At 47.2% G+C, this 14195-nt stretch carries 15 protein-coding genes and 1 tRNA gene; 4 read left to right on the top strand and 12 right to left on the bottom strand.

Annotated features, from left to right (window positions below):
• Nucleotides 1-64: 64 nt before the first annotated feature.
• The gene (locus tag GVJ32_RS11900) at nucleotides 65-835 is read right to left on the bottom strand and encodes an exodeoxyribonuclease III (RefSeq protein ID WP_159240308.1); all 771 of its coding nucleotides are present in this window, start codon (nucleotides 833-835) and stop codon (nucleotides 65-67) included.
• Nucleotides 836-1113: 278 nt separating this feature from the next.
• On the opposite strand from GVJ32_RS11900, the gene GVJ32_RS11895 reads away from it, so the two are divergent.
• From GVJ32_RS11895 to GVJ32_RS11885, 3 genes are all read left to right on the top strand, one after another.
• A complete protein-coding gene (locus tag GVJ32_RS11895; protein ID WP_159240307.1) occupies nucleotides 1114-1593 on the top strand; it encodes a nuclear transport factor 2 family protein in 480 nt (159 codons plus the stop codon).
• Nucleotides 1594-1609: 16 nt separating this feature from the next.
• On the top strand, nucleotides 1610-3298 hold the full coding sequence (locus tag GVJ32_RS11890) for a class I adenylate-forming enzyme family protein (RefSeq protein ID WP_159240306.1): 1689 nt from the start codon (nucleotides 1610-1612) through the stop codon (nucleotides 3296-3298).
• Between the two features lie 123 nt (nucleotides 3299-3421).
• Nucleotides 3422-3838 carry a YkvA family protein gene (locus GVJ32_RS11885; protein ID WP_159240305.1) on the top strand — a complete coding sequence of 139 codons (417 nt, stop codon included), beginning with the start codon at nucleotides 3422-3424 and terminating at the stop codon, nucleotides 3836-3838.
• A gap of 2 nt (nucleotides 3839-3840) precedes the next feature.
• Here GVJ32_RS11885 and bcp read toward each other — a convergent pair whose 3' ends face one another.
• From bcp to GVJ32_RS11835, 10 genes are all read right to left on the bottom strand, one after another.
• Nucleotides 3841-4338 (bottom strand): thioredoxin-dependent thiol peroxidase, encoded by a 498-nt coding sequence (gene bcp / locus GVJ32_RS11880; RefSeq protein WP_159240304.1) that lies wholly within the window; start codon nucleotides 4336-4338, stop codon nucleotides 3841-3843.
• A 15-nt stretch (nucleotides 4339-4353) separates the two neighbouring features.
• Nucleotides 4354-5817 (bottom strand): DNA recombination protein RmuC, encoded by a 1464-nt coding sequence (rmuC, locus tag GVJ32_RS11875; RefSeq protein ID WP_159240303.1) that lies wholly within the window; start codon nucleotides 5815-5817, stop codon nucleotides 4354-4356.
• 164 nt (nucleotides 5818-5981) lie between these two features.
• On the bottom strand, nucleotides 5982-6914 hold the full coding sequence (locus GVJ32_RS11870; RefSeq protein ID WP_159240302.1) for a PhzF family phenazine biosynthesis protein: 933 nt from the start codon (nucleotides 6912-6914) through the stop codon (nucleotides 5982-5984).
• 144 nt (nucleotides 6915-7058) lie between these two features.
• A complete protein-coding gene (locus tag GVJ32_RS11865; RefSeq protein WP_159240301.1) occupies nucleotides 7059-7634 on the bottom strand; it encodes an NUDIX hydrolase in 576 nt (191 codons plus the stop codon).
• 22 nt (nucleotides 7635-7656) lie between these two features.
• A complete protein-coding gene (locus GVJ32_RS11860) occupies nucleotides 7657-8133 on the bottom strand; it encodes a flavin reductase family protein (RefSeq protein ID WP_159240300.1) in 477 nt (158 codons plus the stop codon).
• A gap of 135 nt (nucleotides 8134-8268) precedes the next feature.
• The gene (moaE, locus tag GVJ32_RS11855; RefSeq protein WP_159240299.1) at nucleotides 8269-8727 is read right to left on the bottom strand and encodes a molybdopterin synthase catalytic subunit MoaE; all 459 of its coding nucleotides are present in this window, start codon (nucleotides 8725-8727) and stop codon (nucleotides 8269-8271) included.
• 1 nt (nucleotide 8728) lies between these two features.
• Nucleotides 8729-8980 (bottom strand): MoaD/ThiS family protein, encoded by a 252-nt coding sequence (locus GVJ32_RS11850; RefSeq protein ID WP_159240298.1) that lies wholly within the window; start codon nucleotides 8978-8980, stop codon nucleotides 8729-8731.
• Entirely contained in the window at nucleotides 8977-9468 is a 492-nt protein-coding gene (gene moaC / locus GVJ32_RS11845; protein ID WP_159240297.1) for a cyclic pyranopterin monophosphate synthase MoaC, read from the bottom strand. The genes GVJ32_RS11850 and moaC overlap by 4 nt, the downstream gene beginning before the upstream one ends.
• Before the next feature lie 9 nt (nucleotides 9469-9477).
• Nucleotides 9478-10128 carry an MBL fold metallo-hydrolase gene (locus GVJ32_RS11840; RefSeq protein ID WP_200841406.1) on the bottom strand — a complete coding sequence of 217 codons (651 nt, stop codon included), beginning with the start codon at nucleotides 10126-10128 and terminating at the stop codon, nucleotides 9478-9480.
• Nucleotides 10129-10354: 226 nt separating this feature from the next.
• Nucleotides 10355-10444 (bottom strand) — tRNA-Ser (locus GVJ32_RS11835).
• Between the two features lie 424 nt (nucleotides 10445-10868).
• On the opposite strand from GVJ32_RS11835, the gene GVJ32_RS11830 reads away from it, so the two are divergent.
• Nucleotides 10869-11231 carry a hypothetical protein gene (locus tag GVJ32_RS11830; RefSeq protein ID WP_159240296.1) on the top strand — a complete coding sequence of 121 codons (363 nt, stop codon included), beginning with the start codon at nucleotides 10869-10871 and terminating at the stop codon, nucleotides 11229-11231.
• Nucleotides 11232-11380: 149 nt separating this feature from the next.
• Here GVJ32_RS11830 and GVJ32_RS11825 read toward each other — a convergent pair whose 3' ends face one another.
• Nucleotides 11381-13732 (bottom strand): TonB-dependent receptor, encoded by a 2352-nt coding sequence (locus GVJ32_RS11825; protein WP_159240295.1) that lies wholly within the window; start codon nucleotides 13730-13732, stop codon nucleotides 11381-11383.
• Nucleotides 13733-14195: the final 463 nt, after the last annotated feature.

Genomic DNA, 14195 nt, shown 5'->3' with positions numbered 1-14195 from the left:
ACCAACGCCGTAGGCGTTTGCCACAGCACTAAAATACGCCTGCAATAGTACACAAGCGGCTAAATCAAAGCGAGCAATCATAGTCCATGATGAACGGAGCATGATCTGAAAATCGTTCCTCGGTATACACGCTAGCGCTGCGTATTCCCGCCACCAAATTTGGAGTGATAACTTGGTAGTCTAAACGCCATCCCACATTATTCGCGTACGCTTGTCCCCGGTTAGACCACCATGTGTACACCGCGTCTTGATTGATCTCTCTAAAGGCGTCAACGAAGCCTGCCTCATCATAAAGCTTGTCTAACCATGCTCTTTCATGGGGAAGAAAACCGGAGTTTTTAACATTGCCCTTCCAGTTTTTGAGATCGATTTCTTTATGGCAGATATTCCAATCCGCACAAATCACCAACTCTCGACCGGCTTCCTTTAGCTCAAGAAAATGCGGGTAAATTTTATCTAAAAACGCATCTTTTTTAGCCTGAGCTTCATCACCGCTAGAACCAGAGGGTAAATACATAGAAATAACACTGACTTTGTCGTAGTCAGCACGTATATAGCGCCCTTCACTGTCAGCCGGATCCCAACCCAAGGATGTCGTCACGCTGTTCGGTGGCTTTTTGCAGTACATTGCCGTCCCGCTATAACCTTTTTTTATGGCATCGCTGTATACCGTTGTATAGCCCTCTGGGTGATACAGTGGGTCTTCTAGCTGGTCACGTTGGGCCTTGGTTTCTTGAATACAAACAACGTCCGCATCCTGCTTAGCCAACCATTCAAAAAAACCTTTACGCCCTGCAGACCGAATACCGTTGGTATTCGCCGTAATAATGCGCATCCAAATTACTCCGAAAATTAAAATCGCTGCACAGCTTAACAAAAAACCAAATCGCTAGCTGGAACACTTGCCGAATATTGGTCTTGATTGCGGCAACCCATTTAGCAAATTCTACGACACCTCCAAATATAGGCACCAACGTATTCCTTCCCCAAGCTTCATCCGTTCAGACCATGTTGTGGATATTTGGCTGGCCTTAAACTAGATCATACAAAAGTACTGGTGCTAGCTAGAGCCCAGTACTCAACAAAATAATAAACCAAAAAGGATCGCCGCCAATGAGCCAACAAGCACTAGACACCCTGCTCGCGCTAGAGGCCATAAAAAAGCTGAAGTACACCTATCTGCGTGCCGTGGACACCCACGACTGGGAGCTGCTCGAAACAACCCTGACGCCAGATTGCAGCGCTCGCTACGACGGTGGTAAATACAGCTTTGATGACCGCGCACAATTGATCAGTGGTCTAAAGGGGCATATGGACTCAGCCAAAGTGCTTACCATGCACAACTGTCATCACCCAGAAATAGAGCTATGCGGCGCAACAACCGCCATCGGAAAATGGTATTTGCAGGATTTAGTCTTTAACCAAGAACAAAATTGGATGCTGTTCGGTACTGCGATATACAGCGACCATTATCGGTTTAGCGACGGCGAGTGGCGAATTTGTCACACTGAGTATGAGCGAATAATGGAAACCATCAACGCGCCCATTCCGACGAGCCTTAGCTTCACCCACAATATGTTCGAACATAAATAAGGGTTACCGATTTACGATGAACGATATTTCAAACCGACTAACAACCTGCACCGAGCAACTTTGCCAAGTTGGCGCACCCTTTGAAATTTGTTCAAGCAGTGACGGCACTCTTCGAGAATACAAAAATGCACCGGCAACAATGCGCGAACTTGTGGATGCAGGCAGAGCCCACGGTGAGCAAGAGTTTTTGGTTTACCAGCAAGAACGCCTTAGCTTCTCGCAGTTTTTTGAGAAAGTAGATGCCTTAGGTCACTACCTCATCAACAGCAGAGCAATCGCCACTGGTGAGCGCGTGGCTATCGCCATGCGTAATTGCCCCGAATGGATGATCGCCTATGCTGCAATCGTTTCAGTCGGCGCAGTGGTTGTTCCCTTGAACTCATGGGGCAGCGCAGACGAACTTTCTTATTGTTTGGAGGATGCCGGAGCAAAGCTGTTAATCTGTGACCTTCCTCGCTTACAGCTCACCAAACCATTACTCGCAAACCTTGGCTGCCAAGCCCTTGTCACCGGAGCCAATTCAGATACTGACGATAGCCTTGACTATTTTGATGCCATAATTTCCAAAAATCGTGGCGGAGAATTACCAATCATTGCCTGCGCACCAAACGATATTGCACAAATCATGTATACCTCGGGGACGACTGGACGCCCAAAGGGTGCAGTCTCTACCCATAAAAATATTTGCCAAGCAATATACAGCTTTGAGTTTCATGGCATTTGCTCCGCTATGGCCAACCCTAAGGCCATCGAAAATATGTTTGCCGGTGGTTTTGCGCCCTGCACATTATTAAGCGTACCGCTCTTCCACGTCTCGGGTTGCTACGCCGCATTTTTACTTAATCTTCGCGGCGGAAGAAAAACCGTGATGATGTATAAATGGTCACCGAAAGAGGCACTTAAACTTATCAGCCAGGAGCGAGTAACCATTTTTAGCGCCGTACCCTCTATGGTTATGGATTTACTCCGTCACCCTGATTTTGAGAGCAGTGATACCAGCAGTCTATTTTCACTGGGCGGTGGCGGCGCCGCCTGCCCACCCGCATTTAAAGAAACCATTACCAATACCTTAAGCACTAGCTACGTCGGAACCGGCTATGGTATGACCGAAAGTAATGCAATATGCGCGAGTTGCACCGGCGATGCCTTTATGTACAAACCCAATAGCGCTGGCACCCTATCACCGCTGGTCGAATGGCAAACCCGTGACGAATACGGTCAGCTACTCTCCGCCGGCTCAACTGGCGAAATTTGGCTAAAATCAGTCTGTAATATAAAGAAATATTGGAACAAGCCCGACGCAAATAAAATTAGCTTTGATGGCGAATGGATGGCAACTGGTGATATTGGCTACCTAGACGAAGAGAATTTCGTATACCTAGTAGGCCGTGCTAAAGACTTAATAATACGCGGCGGAGAAAACATATACCCAGCTGAGATCGAAGCTTGTCTAAGCCTGCATCCCCGTATCGCTGAAGCGGCTATTATCGCAGTACCCGACGAACGCTTGGGTGAAATCCCTGCTGCCGTCATTAAACCCCGCGACAACGCAGAAATCAGTAGCGATGACATCAAAAGCTATCTCAGCGACAAACTGGCGGCGTATAAAATTCCGCAAGAGATTTGGATTAGCAGCCAAGACTTGCCGCGCAATGCCTCTGGTAAAATTTTGAAATCTGAGCTGGTACGGCAGTATATTGATTGACGCAATACCCAAAATTTAGCTGCCCGAGCTAGAAGCATGTGCGGCTTCACATCGGACGACATTTACCCTTTGCAATAGAGCACGTAGAATCAAATTTACACCGTTACCTTGGGTAAACATGTGATGCAAATTTTTTCCAAAAACCGCGCCCAAAAAGTCTTAGATGAAGGCGCAGCTGAGCTGAGTGATTCTGAGATCAATTATGCGCTGAGCAATCGCGAACGCATTATCAACAAGGTTCTTAAAAACGCCTCACTCGCGCCTTATATCAGCCAAGTAAAAACCTTATTTAGCTTGCTGCAGGACTATGTAAAGGGTGATTATCGAGAAATACCTTGGTGGTCATTAGGATCTGTCGTGACTGCCCTGCTCTATATACTGCTGCCACTAGACGCCGTGCCGGATATCATCCCCATAGCAGGCTTTTTAGACGACGCCATTGTACTTAAGCTGTGTTTAGATATGGTGTCTAAGGATTTAGAAAACTATAAGCTGAATAAAGTGGCGTCCACAAATAACGAAATGGACGCCGAACTCTAAATTTACTCAGCCAAACCCAACTCTTCAATCAAGGCCAGCACATCATCATGATGAGTCTTGGTATTTACCTTCGCCATAATGTGCTTTAAGCGACCATCTTTACCGATAATAAAGGTGCTCCGCAGAATACCGTCATACTCTTTGCCCATAAATTTCTTTGGCCCCCAGGCGCCATATTTATCGGCAATACTATGATCTTCATCAGACAGCAGAGTAAAGTTTAGCGGGCTTTCTTCCTTCTTCGGATTCTCTTCAAATTTTTTCAATTTAGCGACAGAGTCAGGACTCACACCAAGTACTACCGTATCTAATTTATCAAAGGCCTTTTTAGTATCGCGAATACCGCAGGCTTGTACAGTGCAGCCAGGTGTTTTAGCGCGGGGATAAAAATACAGCACAACATTTTTGCTGCCTTTAAAGTCTTTTAGGTTAACCGATTCGCCATTTTGATTTTTTAGCGAAAACGCAGGTGCTAAATTCCCAATTTTTACTGATGCCACCGTAAGCTCCTTTAATTAGTTATCTTTACCGGCATCGTCAAAATCGATGCCTTCAATCTCAGACCTGTCAATCAGCGATGCCGGCAGGGTCTTTTTCACCTTGGCGCCCAAAGCCTCTAAACGACTCACCCGCGACACCAAATTACCCTTACCCAGCGTCATTCTGTTCAGGGTTTTTTCATAGGCATCGCGACCTCGATCAAGATGCTTACCGACGTCTTCTAATGACTGCACAACAAGGGCAAACTGGTCGTGAAGCGCACCCGCCTGACGGGCGATTTCCTCAGCATTTTGGTTCTGTCGTTCATAGCGCCAAATACTTTGCACCGTGCGTAGAGTCGCCAGCAACGTTGTCGGCCCGACGACGATTATATTTTTCTCATACGCATCACGAAACAGTTCTGGATCATGCTCAAAGGCAGCCATAAAGGCCGCTTCAACTGGGATAAATATAAACACAAAATCCAGCGTCCGTAGACCTTCTATATGCTCATAACCTTTCGTACTTAGACCATTTATATGAGCTTTTACTGACTGGGCATGATCGCGCAAAAGCGCCTGCCGCTCAACGTCATCATCGCTGCTGCAATACCGTTCATAGGCAATCAATGACACCTTGGCATCAATGATAATGTCTTTCTCATCTGGCAAACGAACAATCACATCTGGTTGCTTTCGACGCCCACTATCGTCGGTAAAGCTAAGCTGTGTTTCGTATTCGTGGCCTTTTCGCAACCCCGACTCTTCCAGTACCCGCTCTAATATCACCTCGCCCCAGTTACCCTGCGCCTTGTTGTCGCCCTTTAACGCGCGGGTTAAATTTTGCGCTTCTTTGCTAATGCTGCGGTTCATTTCCTGTAAATTTTTGAGCTGCTCTTTTAGCTCGCCGCGCTCCCGGTTTTCGCTGTCGTAAATATGATCAACTCGGCCACGAAACTCTTTAAGTTGCTCTCTAAAGGGCTTTAGTTGTACTTCTAGAGCATCGCGACTGTGAACTTGAAAGCGCTGACTTTTTTCATCAAATATGCGATTAGCTAACTGCTCAAACTGATCCGTTAATTGCTTTTTGGCGTCGCTAAGTAAGGCAATTTGTTCTGCGGTAGAGGTTTTAAGATGCTCGTAAGCACTTTCTTTTCTTGCCAGCGTATCGTTCAGCTCACTATTCTTTTGTTCTGCGGCCGCCAATGCGCGCTGGGTATTCGCCAAGCTTTCAATCTGCATGACCAAGCGCTCGTTCACAACCGCAGCTTCTCGCTCCTGAATAACAAGAGCAGCCCCTGTGTCTTCTAGCTTCGCCGCGCACTCCCGCCCCGCCGCTTTTTGCAATTCCAATTCTGCCTGCAAGGTCTTTTGCTGTTCATCTAACATCCGCAGTTGCAAATTGTGACTGCGCCGCAGAATAACGACGGCAAAAATAGCGCCCAGACACAGACCGACAAAAGCGACGCCAGCAACCAATACCAAAAGCTGTGTATCCATGCGAAAGTAACAAGCCTTTTAATAAATAACGAAGAACAGCCAAGGACAAGTGTCTTGGCTGAGAATGGGCACTAGTATACAGAAAGCAGCCATAAAAATGAGGGAATACCCAAAGGCATTCAGTCGAGACCGACTGAGCACCTAAGTGTATTTAAAGCACAAAACTACGCCGCTTTTGACGATCTTACAGCTGGGGCAAGAATTGAACCTTGAGCAACAAGAACCGCATCGCCACCAATTCTTACTTTTAGGGCGGCGGTGGCTTTTTTCACAAATTCGACCTGCAAAATGCTTTGCCGCTTAGCTTTGTGGCCGCGCTCTAACCAGAAAGTGTGGGTTCCGTCTGCCAGTCCACGGGTATCGCATAGACTTGCTACGAAAGCCGGAATTGCTGCACCAACCGGGGGACTGTCGTCATGGGCAATATGCTCACCCAAAATACGCAAATGGAAATCTGTCTGCAAGGATTCGGTTTCGCTGCAGTAAACCAAAATCTCATTCACTGCGACAGAAGAGGCACTACTGCGTGACCATGCTTCAAGACTAAAGCGCGCGCGGTATACCGCGTCCATTGAGCGCAGCGGCACAATCAAATACGGTGTATCACAACTTACAAACAGTGTTTTAGCTTTAAGGGTTTCGATGTCATCCGGCCCCAAACCAAGCACCTGCTGCAATTCATTATTGTCGGGAACATAGCGATCTATTTGCGGGCTAACCGCCATCGACAATTGCGTAAGTAAACGACCATCTACGTAGGACAGTACGGCGTCAATTATCTTTTTGCCCTGCGAAAAATGCACAACACAATCGCGATCTGTGACCGGCAAGGCCTTGCTATGAACGAGGGTTCGCGCCGCTGCCACAACGCTATGGCTACCAACAGCACGCTCGCCCGCTGGAGAAAAAACCCTCAGCTCAGCGGCAACATCACTGTTACCAGGGAAGACAAATACCGTCTCTGGATGATTCATTTCTTTGGCTATGAGCTGCATTTGCGAGTCATCTAGGCCATCAGCCTGCGGAAAAACCGAAATTTGCGCGCCGCTGTAAGCAGCCTGCGTAAAAACATCAACGGTGTGATAAACGTATTCCATTTAATCTCCTTATTTTACTGGTCGCAGGCAAAAGAATAATGGAGGTACACAAAAGCAATCTTCAGCCTAGGTATAACCATAGCGCGCTTTGTGAAAAGCGCATAATGAAAAATGAGGGAGTGCGGTAGCTTATGGGACTTTTTACTAAATTTTGCTATCCGGCGTCGGCTTCCAGCCTACGTGCTTTGCCCACAATTTGCTCGGGGTGCTGACCCGAATGGGAAACTCGCCGGTTTTACGGTCTTCAAAATATTCGGTAAGCACATCTGTAACAATAGGAAATGCAAGCTCAGACCACGGGATTTCGTCTTCTGAGAAGAGTCGAGACTCCAAACTCTCTGGCCCGACACCATAACCACCGTCCAGATTGCCTCGGTAAAATACGTAAACCTGATTGATATGGGGAATATCAAATAAACGGTACAGAGTTTCGTCACAGACTTTGGCGGCCGCCTCTTCACGGGTTTCACGAAGCGCGCCTTCTAACATGGTTTCACCGTTTTCCATAAAACCAGCAGGAATAGTCCAGTAACCTAAGCGCGGCTCAATCGCCCGTCGACACAGCAGCACCTGCTGGCCAGCCACAGGCAGACAACCGACCACAACTTTGGGGTTTTGGTAATGGATGATTTCGCATTGTGGGCACACAAAACGAAGGCGATCATCATCGGCGGGGATCTGCTTAACAACTTCCGCACCGCAATTACTACAGTATTTCATCGCCCTCCCTACTCCATTTTACTTAGCGTAACTCTCGGTACTGGCCGGCTTGAAACACCAACGGTTTGGCACCGAGTTTGTTATCCATTTCAATCACTTTGCCGACCACAATAATATGATCGCCACCATCATAATGCGCCCAAGTTTCACATTCAAAACTGGTTAAGGCTCCACGCAATACTGGAGCACCACTTTTGCCAATTCGAAAGTGCTCGTCACGAAGGTCGTGTTCACTCTTTTTAGAGTACAAATTAGACAAATCTAATTGATCACTCGCTAACACATTCACTGTGAACGTCTTGGATTTATTAAACGCATCAAGACACTCAGAGTCATTGCGCAAGCTCCATAGCACAAGCGCAGGATCAAGTGACACTGAGGCAAATGAGTTTACCGTCATACCAAAGGGTTTGTAGCCTACTGGGTTTGCGGTAATAACACATACGCCAGTGGTAAATTGACCTAGGGCGTTGCGGAACTGGCGGGGATCAAGGCTCATAGAATTTCCTATTTGTACTTTTATTATGGCAAGGCGTGGAGGCTGCCGCTTTATTACTTAATAACGAGGCTGGATTATACACCTAGCCAGCTCACAAATTTAGCGCTGCAAGCTACTCCGATCGGACTATTACGACTAAACACGCCATTTACTGAGTGCTTGTCCATCAGAATCCCGTGCATCTACCCAGCGTTCAGTGCCGTCAGCTTTGCATTCTTTTTTCCAAAACGGTGCCTCGGATTTGAGGTAATCCATTATAAATTCGCAGGCCGAAAACGCAGCCTGCCTATGCATGGCCGCAACGCCCACAAACACAATTTGCGCCCCTGGTAACAAACTACCCACCCGATGAATCACCGTCGCCGCTAATATCGGCCAACGCTCGCTGGCCCGTTCGATAATGGTTTCAATACTGCGTTCGGTCATCCCTGGGTAATGCTCTAACTCCATTACAGCTATATCGTCACCTTCATTGCGATCTCGCATCACGCCTACAAACTGAGTCACTGCCCCGCAGCGGCCACTGTTTGCCAAAGCTCGGCATTCCTCGGCAACATCAAAATCGTCGGTTTGGACAATAACTCGGCTATGCATACTAGCCTCCGGTAACCGGGGGATAAAAAGCGACCTCATCCCCGTCGTTAATCTCAACACTGTCATTTGCAATGGTTTGATTAACCGCGCACAGGGTATTGTCTGCTAATAAAACCTCGGCCCATTTTTCGCCGCCATCACTAACCAGACGCTTTTTTAAGTCGCCCACGCATAACGCGGTATCAAGGGTGAAATCCATCCGCCCTAAGCCAAGTTGCTCGCGGTATTTTGCAAAAAACAATATGGTGATCATGCCGTCGACTCTTCTGCAAACCAATCGCCTGAGCGACCGCCTGACTTAGCTAAGAGCTTAATATCAGACACCACCATGCCTTTATCTACGGCCTTACACATATCGTATATCGTTAATGCAGCAACAGAGACGGCGGTAAGCGCCTCCATTTCGACACCCGTTTGGCCAGCCAATTTGCAGCGCGCCAGTATCCGCACCGCATTAGCGTCGTGATCAAGGGCAAACTCGACCTTAACAGAGGACAACATGAGGGGGTGACACAGGGGAATCAAATCGGAACACTTTTTTGCGGCCTGAATACCGGCGATTCTTGCCACAGCGAGCACATCGCCTTTTTTATGACCACCTTCAGCGATCAATGCCAAGGTTTCTGGCTGCATGGTGACTTTGCCACTTGCCTGTGCCTCGCGCTGAGTCACCGCTTTTTCGGTCACATCCACCATCTGGGCATTACCCTTGGTATCAAAATGCGTTAATTCATTACTCATAACAATAGCTCATCCAAACCGGTGATCGGCAACAAAGGGATTGGTTTCCCGCTCTTGACCGAAGGTTGAGGTTGGCCCATGACCCGGTATAAACGTGACATCATCACCCAGCGGCCACAACTTGGTTTGGATGGAATTCACCAGCGTATCAAAATCACCCTTGGGGAAATCGGTGCGACCAATAGAGCCCTGAAACAACACATCTCCTACTATTGCCAGGCGGGCAGATTCATGGAAAAACACCACATGGCCCGGTGTGTGACCGGGGCAAAACTTAACCGCCAAGGTTTGCTCACCAAAGCTAACCGTATCTTCATCCTCTAGCCACTGATCTGGTGTAAATGGATCTGCGTGGGGGAAGCCGGTCATTTTGCACCAATCAGGCAGCTTATCTATCCAGAACGCGTCTTCTTTCTGCGGCCCGATAATTTTAACCCCATACTTTTTGCGCATAACATCTGCTGCGGCGCAGTGATCCATATGCCCATGGGTTAAATAAATCACCTCTAAAGTACCACCCAATTCGGCAATAGCGGCTTCAATATTTTCAATATCGCCACCCGGATCAAATATGGCTGCCTTGCCTGTTTCTTCACACACCATTACAGAGCAATTTTGCTGGTAAGCCGTCACCGGCACGATTGTGCATTTAATCGTCATAATTCGCTGTATTCTTTGCTTAAAAGACTAATGATAAGGAGTCAGGCGCTAAGTTAACAGCGCCGCCGTAAATTAGCTGATTCAGACAAGATAATAAAAGAAACATCTAGGACAGCAAGAAAACTGCTATGTTGAGAAGATATAGCCAAGGGGGATACTTTTCATTTTCACAGTATTTCCGCCATTACATAAAAAACCCAGCGCAAAGGCTGGGTTTTTTATGTAATGGCGGTGAGGGAGGGATTCGAACCCTCGAACAGTTTGACCCGTTACACACTTTCCAGGCGTGCTCCTTCAGCCACTCGGACACCTCACCAAAACTGATATCTGCGAAATTTTAGATAGTTTTACGAGCGTCAGGTCGCACGCCTGCATACTCGTTATCGCCCTAGGGGCGCTTTCTCCGACAAAGCCTCCGAATCAGCCACTCGGACACCTCACCAAAACTTAGCTCAAGCGCGCTGTAGGCCGCTTTTTAAGGGCGGCTACTCTAACGAATATCTGCCGTAATGGCAATTGCCAAATAATTTGATTTTCTTGGCAGCGCCTATTTTTAGTGCCGTATTTCTTCTGTGCGCCCTATTGGGGCATAGACTTGTGCCTATTTAGCACAACCACCGTAAATACATCGAAAAATACGAGCTGGAACGGTTATTGCTCTGTATCACAGTACTTAGCTTTAAGCCCGTTTCGATATTAGTCCTTTATCGACATTTATCCATCTGTGAAGGAATCCAATGGTGTACTCCCCAGAAATGGTAACGCTGTTGCAGCAATTGCGTAATCGCATTTACGCCGAGTTTGGCACTCGAATACGCTTAGCCGATCCTGAGCTACTTACAGCTTTAGCCGATTTAGGTAAACGTAGCCGCGATCCCTTTACCCGTAAAACGATAATTGAAATTATGTCCTTAGCTGGCATCCCCTTCCAGTTAGAACCGACCAAGGCAGTGGCGAATAGTGAAAATCCGCACCACATTACCGAGATTACCTACAGGGGAACTAAAATCTACCGAGACAAAGAGCTACCCGCACATTCGCCGGTGTCAGCCGATCGCCAGAAAACAAGGCAAATGTATCGTGGCCAAGTCGTTCACAAATAGTATTGGAGGTATAAGCCAACCTTTAATGACAACACTAGTTTATAGCTGAGCCCCATCACGACACTCTCGAACGATTCCGTGTATTAAAATATAAGCACAAAAAAGCCCACCATTAGGGTGGGCAAAGTGGGTGATCTTAAGCACATCGCTTACATAAAGTTGTAAGCAAAGCTAATACCGTAAGTAACAGGTTTTGCAGCATAGCGAACGACGACATCTTGAGTTACAAACTGGTTGCTCCAGTAGTATTCATCGGTGACGTTGCGGCCCCATACCGTTGCGCTCCATACACCATCTAAAGATTCAACACCGGCACGTAAGTCCACAGTTGTGAAGCTATTAATGCGGGTTTTATCTGGGTCGCCAAAGGTTGAGTTTGCTTCGCTGTTATACATCAGATTGGCCCCCACAAAAGCACCTAGCGTGCTGCTGATTGGCAGACGGTAATCCGCGTCTGCAACAAAATGAAAATCAGGAGTGAACGGCAGCTCAGACCCAGCGAAGTCACCCTGCTCTCGCACACCATTTAAGCCGTCTTCATCTTGTCCTGTGGTGGGATTAACGAATGTGTACCATTCATTAACTTCGGTATCGACATACGTGCCAGAGGCGCGCAACATAAGGCCGTCGATAGGCGTATACGTTAGCTCCATCTCAAAACCTTGAATGGTAGATTCCGGTATATTCACTAAACGATCTAGCTGGTTATACACCGGATCTTTAACACTCCCGCGCACCTGCTTATCGTCATATTCATAGTAGAAGACGGCTGAGTTTAGCTGCGCTTTCCGATCGGCCAGCGTCCATTTAAAACCCGCCTCTAAGGCTTGCACTGATTCTTGCGTAACTGGCTCAAATTGTGATGTGGTCGATGCTGGCAATATCGGATAGCTGCCCGTTTTGTAACCCTTAGATGCGAGTGTGTATAACAACAGGTCATCGTCAACACGGTAATTTAGGCCGAACCGCCAAGACACATTGTCTTCATCTAAGGTGTCTTGGTAGGGAGTGCGACTAACATCGGCAGTCGCTGCATCTAAGCTCACGCATTGGCCTGGCACGATAACAGTTGTTCCCGGCGCCTGCCCTTTCAAGGCATCAGAAAAGAACGCAAAGGTGGCGTTTAAACCAGGATCAGTATTATGACTACAAGAGGTAAAATCATTTTTACTTTGTGTAAAACGAACACCCGCAAGCACGGTAAGCTGTTCGCTCAGGTCGTATTCTAAATTAGCGAATATGCCGACATCCTCAATATCTTGAGTAATACTGGTGGTAGATTTCTGGATAAACGGGCCACCAGGGTTTAGCGCTACATTGGTTGAATCACCGACTAGCACCGTCTCATCGCTGATGACATCGTTAGTCGCGTAGTTCAAACCAACTAACCATTGGCTGCTATCGGTATTGCCAGACAAGCGAAGTTCTTGAGTGAAACTGTCAACGCTGCCCTCAGAATCTATGCCCATATTCTGCAAGGTGGTGCCATCTCGGTCCATTGAGTAATCTTCTCTGTACTCAGAATAGGCCGTGATGGACGTAAACGTCAGGGAATCGTTAAGCTCATGGTCTACACGCAGCGTGAATTGCGTGAAATCATCATTACGAGACAAATCGCGCCCTTCATCCCACTCGGCACTGCGCGCATTATTAGCGGCGTTTGGCTGAACAGAAAACGCATCTATGCGGCTTTGCGTTGCAGCCACATCAGAAACCAATGGCTCGCTAGGTGATGAATATTGCAACTGAATATCTTGGAGCTGCGCGGCTTGGGTGTCGGACTTATCTGCCCAGCCATTTACACCGGCCAACACAGTGGTCCGATCACTAAGATCAAACTGTAATTGTGCATGACCTTTAAACAGATCCTCTGCACCTAACTCGCGATTAGACGCCACGCTTTTTTGCCATTCATCTGCTTGGGTAGTAGCTAATGCGATTCGGCCTGCAACGGTGTCACTAAGTGGGCCACTGACATGGGCCTCGGTTTCCAGCTTATTAAAACGACTATAGCTCAAGCGGCCACCGGCCTCTAATTCAGTGGTCGGTTTAGCAGCAATATAGTTAATTGCGCCACCGGTAGAGTTCTGACCGAACAACAAGCCCTGCGGCCCTTTTAATACTTCCACACGTTCTAAATCAAGGGTCGCACCTTTAGTAAATGCGCCATAGGCCAACGGTACTTCATCTACATACACACTCACTGCGGGGCTGGCACCCAGTGTGTAGTCATTAAAACCAACCCCTCGCAAAGAGAACAAGGGCGTACCATTTTGACTCGCGGTGAACACTAAACCAGGTGAGACCTTAACCAAGTCACCGGTATCATTAATTCCTGCATCAGCCATCTGCTCGCCTGTTGCAGCTGATACGGATAATCCTACATCGTTGATAGATTGAGCACGTTTTTGAGCGGTGACGACGACCTCTTCGATTTGACCTGCATATACCACTGCGGGGAACAACATAGCGACAACTTCAACGCCAAGAATCTTTTTCATTTACGAACCTCTATACATAGCACTGGTGAAACACTTAATTAGGATAGAAAAGCCTCGATTAATGTATCCAGTAATATGCTTGCTCTAGTTTTATCATTATTTATGTCACGCAGGCCTTAAATATTGTGGCCAGCGGGCATAGCCAATACCGACTTTATTGATATTTAAATCAATATTGCAGTTGGCACATTCTGCGCGGTTCATAAAAGCAGAAACATACGTAAATACCCGTAATAGAGCAACTTATATTGACTTAGAGAACAGTAATGACAAGCTAATTTCTATTTTAATATCAATTGCTTATCGAAATTAGGTAGAAAAAAATTCCAATTAAGCATTATTATTATTTGCTAGCGTACCTATGTGCACTAGAACAACGTACTTTTTGATTCGCAGGTATCAACCTCAAACCAACCTAAAACGGAGGTATTTCTACCGATAACGATAGAGGTAAATTATGTGT

Origin of the sequence: Zhongshania aliphaticivorans (assembly GCF_902705855.1) — a bacterium.
Lineage (GTDB): Bacteria > Pseudomonadota > Gammaproteobacteria > Pseudomonadales > Spongiibacteraceae > Spongiibacter > Spongiibacter aliphaticivorans_B.
This window is presented reverse-complemented; position numbering and strand designations above follow the sequence as displayed.

Bases quoted from the DNA above. Each gene is read 5' to 3' on its own strand.
- GVJ32_RS11890 (WP_159240306.1), top strand. From the start codon at position 1,610: ATGAACGATATTTCAAACCGACTAACAACCTGCACCGAGCAACTTTGC.
- moaE (WP_159240299.1), bottom strand. From the start codon at position 8,727: ATGCATAGCCGAGTTATTGTCCAAACCGACGATTTTGATGTTGCCGAG.
- GVJ32_RS11885 (WP_159240305.1), top strand. From the start codon at position 3,422: ATGCAAATTTTTTCCAAAAACCGCGCCCAAAAAGTCTTAGATGAAGGC.
- GVJ32_RS11825 (WP_159240295.1), bottom strand. From the start codon at position 13,732: ATGAAAAAGATTCTTGGCGTTGAAGTTGTCGCTATGTTGTTCCCCGCA.
- GVJ32_RS11900 (WP_159240308.1), bottom strand. From the start codon at position 835: ATGCGCATTATTACGGCGAATACCAACGGTATTCGGTCTGCAGGGCGT.
- GVJ32_RS11895 (WP_159240307.1), top strand. From the start codon at position 1,114: ATGAGCCAACAAGCACTAGACACCCTGCTCGCGCTAGAGGCCATAAAA.
- rmuC (WP_159240303.1), bottom strand. From the start codon at position 5,817: ATGGATACACAGCTTTTGGTATTGGTTGCTGGCGTCGCTTTTGTCGGT.
- GVJ32_RS11865 (WP_159240301.1), bottom strand. From the start codon at position 7,634: ATGAAATACTGTAGTAATTGCGGTGCGGAAGTTGTTAAGCAGATCCCC.
- GVJ32_RS11870 (WP_159240302.1), bottom strand. From the start codon at position 6,914: ATGGAATACGTTTATCACACCGTTGATGTTTTTACGCAGGCTGCTTAC.
- GVJ32_RS11850 (WP_159240298.1), bottom strand. From the start codon at position 8,980: ATGATCACCATATTGTTTTTTGCAAAATACCGCGAGCAACTTGGCTTA.
- GVJ32_RS11840 (WP_200841406.1), bottom strand. From the start codon at position 10,128: ATGACGATTAAATGCACAATCGTGCCGGTGACGGCTTACCAGCAAAAT.
- GVJ32_RS11860 (WP_159240300.1), bottom strand. From the start codon at position 8,133: ATGAGCCTTGATCCCCGCCAGTTCCGCAACGCCCTAGGTCAATTTACC.
- moaC (WP_159240297.1), bottom strand. From the start codon at position 9,468: ATGAGTAATGAATTAACGCATTTTGATACCAAGGGTAATGCCCAGATG.